This is a genomic window from Thermogutta sp., assembly GCF_039793925.1.
In the GTDB taxonomy this organism is placed as follows: domain Bacteria; phylum Planctomycetota; class Planctomycetia; order Pirellulales; family Thermoguttaceae; genus Thermogutta.
Map to the genome: position 1 here is coordinate 1 of NZ_JBAMME010000266.1, position 4,310 is coordinate 4,310.

Annotated in this window: 4 protein-coding genes; all 4 read left to right on the forward strand. The window is 60.3% G+C overall.

The window, feature by feature from the left end:
• Positions 1 to 1,944 (forward strand): hypothetical protein (locus ABJK56_RS13260; protein WP_347245146.1); only part of this gene is annotated, 1,944 nt, incomplete at its 5' end.
• 1 nt (position 1,945) lies between these two features.
• Positions 1,946 to 2,929, forward strand: coding sequence for a type III-B CRISPR module RAMP protein Cmr4 (cmr4, locus tag ABJK56_RS13265; RefSeq protein WP_347245147.1), 984 nt, complete (start codon positions 1,946 to 1,948; stop codon positions 2,927 to 2,929).
• Positions 2,926 to 3,357, forward strand: coding sequence for a hypothetical protein (locus tag ABJK56_RS13270; RefSeq protein ID WP_347245148.1), 432 nt, complete (start codon positions 2,926 to 2,928; stop codon positions 3,355 to 3,357). The genes cmr4 and ABJK56_RS13270 overlap by 4 nt, the downstream gene beginning before the upstream one ends.
• Positions 3,358 to 3,368: 11 nt before the next feature.
• A complete protein-coding gene (locus ABJK56_RS13275) occupies positions 3,369 to 4,241 on the forward strand; it encodes a hypothetical protein (protein WP_347245149.1) in 873 nt (290 codons plus the stop codon).
• Positions 4,242 to 4,310 lie beyond the last annotated feature (69 nt).

Consider the following 4,310-nt stretch of genomic DNA (forward strand, 5'->3'; position numbering starts at 1 on the left):
CACTGGCGCCTGCTGCACGTCAACTTTGACGTGCTCGGCCTGTACGCCAAAGCGATCAAAATCGGCGACCTGCTCGGTTATCAGCGCGCCGTGGAACAGGCCTGCGAAGCCGTGAAAAAACTGGTAGAAGAAGAATACCCCCTCGGCAACGAGGTCTACCGCGACACCACCGGCATCTACTTCACCTTCCCCGACCTGGACCTCCCCGCCGATCTGGCGCAGGAGATCCGCCGCCGCGTGGAAGCCGTGGAGATGGAACTTGCCCCGCGCATTGCCGTCACCGTGGGCGATGGGGCAACCGCCACCGAGCAACTCAAGGGCGTCCTGGCCAAAGCACACAAGGAAGCGCTGCAAGAACTGGCGCAGCCCTTTGATAGCCAGAACCTGAGCGACTACTGGCAGAAAGAATGGAACAAGGCAGGCGATGACAAATGGGAAGTCTGCCCGGTCTGTCGCCTGCGCCCCAAGCGCGAAGACCGTGATGTATGTGAAACCTGCGAGCAGCGCCGCGGCTCGCGCATCGCCGATTGGCAGGCCGACCCGCACCGCACCATCTGGATGGACGAAATTGCCGACCACAACGGCCGCGTGGCGCTGATCGTCGGCAAATTTGGCCTGGACGACTGGCTCTCCGGCGACCTGGTGCAGACGCTGCTGGTGAGGGCGGACACTGCCAGCAACACCTTCACCCCCAAGAACCCCTCCCCGGCCCGCCTGCGCCGCGTCTGGGAGACCTGCCAGCGATTCTGGACGGAGACGGTACAAGGAATCCTGGATGCTTTACCTGGTCGCGAGCGCTGGCTTTTGGAGGTTCAATCAGGTGTGTCATTGCCACCTGAAGGCGTCGTGTGTGATGGTACGCTCAACGGACGCCCCATTAGCGTCTGGCGCATAGGTGATAAACTGCTTACTGTGTCGTTTATGCCGGAAGAGCCCTCAACAGGGCAGTTGAGCCTTTCCTGGGAATATGATGGCCGCAAAGGGCAGGCTGTCTATCAGGTACGGGACGTGCAGAAGCCGTCGGCAGATTATTTGTGTTACCATCCCACGCTTACCTTGCTCGCCTCGCCCGACCAGTTCCTGGCCCTCGTCCCCGCCGCCGACGCCCTGGAGATCGCCGAACAGATTTACGCCGAATACCGGAAACAGTTCGGCAAGGTGCAGAACCGCCTGCCGCTGTTTTTGGGCCTGGTCTTCTTCCCACGCAAGATGCCGCTCCTGGCGGTGATGGACACCGCGCGGCGGATGCTGGGAATGCCGCTGCCGGAAGAAGAGTGGGAAGTTGCCCGGGATGTGACCAATGGCCAGGTCCAGTTCAGCAACGGCCTGGATTGGACTGTGCCGACCCGGATGGGCGACGGCACAACATCTGATGAGTGGTATCCCTATTTCTTCCTCCCAGGGGGGGCCAATCCAGCAGCGCACCACACGCGTCGCTTCCAGCTCTGCGAGGCGGGCAAAAGCGACCCCGGGAAAGTGGGCGCAGTCAGCGCCACGTACGCTGACCGCTGGCTGGTTCACGTGAACGACCTGAAAGCGGGCGATCGAGTCCTGGTCACCCCTTCGCGCTTCGCCTATCTGTTTCTGGAGAGCACCGCCCAGCGCTTCCGCTTTGACCCTCAGCGGGACGTGATGTTGCTGGACGAACTGCCGCGCCTGAGGAGGATGTGGGAAGACCTGAAGCAGAGCGGCATCACCCAGACCAGCCTGAACGGTATATGGGCGTTGCTGGAAAGAAAAGGCACTGCCTGGGGAATGGGCAGCGCAGAGTTTCAGCATCTGACGCACACCACCCTCGAGGACGCCGGCCTGTTCCAACGTAAGGATCAGGCGGGGAATCCCCTGCCCGATGTGGTCACGCCGGAAGATGTTACCGCCGGGCGCTTTGCCCGCTGTTTGGAACTCTACCTCACAGTTCTCAAAGCAAGGATAAAGGAGGAGTGAAATGGCTTATCAACCGGATGTGCTCAAGTTTTTCGCCCTCGCCCTGGACCCCATCCACGTGGGCACGGGCGGGATGCGGCTGGGGCGCGTGGATATGTCCATCGTGCGCGAGCCGGGCACCAATCTCCCCAAAATCCCCGGCACCAGCCTTTCCGGCGCCTGCCGCACCTACGCGGCCATGCAGGAAGACGGCAAGTTTCCCAACTGCGCCGGCCAGGGACAGCCCGACACGAATCGGGGCTACCAGGGACACTGCGGCCAACCCGATTGCCCCATTTGTGTGACCTTCGGCTTCGCCAAAGGGAGCGGGGCCAGTTTCCAGGGCCTGGCGCAGTTCTCCGATGCGCGGCTGCTCTTCTTCCCCGTCCACTCCCTGGCCGGGCCGGTCTGGGTCACCTGCCCGATGGTGCTGAAGGATGTGGGAATTTCCGAGGTCGAGCCGCAGGACGGCCAGGTGCACGTGGCCAGCGGCGTAAAAGTCAGCAAGAGACTCAACCTGGGCTGGCTGATGCTGGAGGTGGCGGGCAATGACTTTGCACCGGAGGCTTCCCAGCTCCCCGGCATATCGCAGGACATCCTCCACCATGCCGTCCTGGTCTCCAATAAGATGTTCGGCCACATCGTCAACGACAACCTGGAGGTGCGTACCTCGGTGAGCATTGATCCGTCCACCGGCGCCGTCGCCGAGGGCGCGCTCTTCACTTACGAAGCCATTCCACGCGCCAGTGTGCTCTATTTTGAGGTTGTGGTAAGCCACCCTAAATACTATCGGATTGCCAGGACGGTTGAGCGGGACGGCAAAAAGCAAACCGAGTATGTGATTCCGCTCAGCGACGAGGAGCATCCGGAAGGAAACCTGGACAAAGTAAAAGAAACCGTGAGGAATGGCCTGAAGTTGTTGGAGTTTCTTGGCGCTGGCGGCATGAACACGCGCGGTATGGGCCGGCTGCGCGTGCTCAACCTGAATGAGGGAGGTGCGCAATGAACTTCCAGAATCTGGATCAACTCTGTGCCCTATTGGGTTATGAAATGGCACAAAAAGTTAACGCAGAACTCTCGAAGGCATCGGATACAGAGAATATGATTACCAAGTCTTTGGGAGTGCTGCAAGAAGACGGGGTATATGCCTTCTTTCTCTACCTTGCTTCTCAAATCAAAGAGAAGAAAGGTGATAAGAAAGACAAAAGGTCAAATGCAGCAAGTGCCCTGGCAAACCAGGCCGCACAGCTTTTGAAACATCAATCGCTGAATCTGATCCGGGCAGACGATGGGGAAAATGTATATGAGAAAGCGATGGAGGAAATCCGCCGCGAGAACGGATTGGCTTCCGACCTCGACCGACTCCTCCTCGCTAAACGAGTGCTGGAGCAGGCCCTCATCTACGCCCGCTATCACGCCAAAGCGCTGGAATGATGGAGGTGGCTATGGCCTGGCAGATGTTCCGCGTGATCTATGAGTTGCGCAGCCCGCTCCATATCGGCTTCCATAAGGTGGGTAATGTGCAGCGCACGCGCTACTATATCCCGGCCCGCAACCTGTGGGGTGCGGTGACCGAGGCGCTGACCCGCCGCGGCTTCTCCACTGACGGCCTCCCGCAAGGTGACTACCGGCAGATCGGCGAGTGGGTCAAGACCCATTGCGCCTTTGGCTACTGGTTTGTGCGCGAGGGCGATATAGAACTGGCGCCAAGTTACGCAGCGGGTGAACTGAAATACGGCAATCTGACCGCTGCCGAGTTTGAGCGCCGCTATCTGGATACCCACGTCACCACGGCCTTGGATGCCGCCACCACCTCCGCCGCGGAGGGCAGCCTCCACGAGGTTGAATTCATCTCTCCTTATCACCCCGTCGTTCCAAGAGAGGGGGAACAGGCTTTGCCGACGGAAATCGGCGGCTGGGTATTTCTGGACGAAGTCGCCCTTCCGTTGCTGGGCGAAGAATCCAAATGGCGCGCCTGGCTGGGCGAGTTGCAGATCGGCGGCGAGCGGCGCTACGGGTTGGGGCAGTTGCGGATGGTCCGATTCAGCCGAGAAAGCGCGAGCGATTGGCAATTGGACGCGGATCGCCCACAAAAAGACCTCAGCGCCGGTGACACCTTGCCGGCCCATGTGCCCGTGGACGGGAACATGGAAGTGTACGGACAGGTTGAGCCGCTCGTTGGGCGTGAGACAAGGGGGACCAGCCACGTGTTCGGGCAGGCTCTGACCTTTATGAGGGTCTGCTGGACGCCTGGCTCCCTCGTGCAGCAACTTGTGCGGCTGGCGATTGACGGACACGGTGTGTGGGTCCTCGCATGATGACCCGGAGATAAGATGCCCATCATCCCCCACCTCATCGTAGACCAATACGGCGCCTTCCTGGGCAAA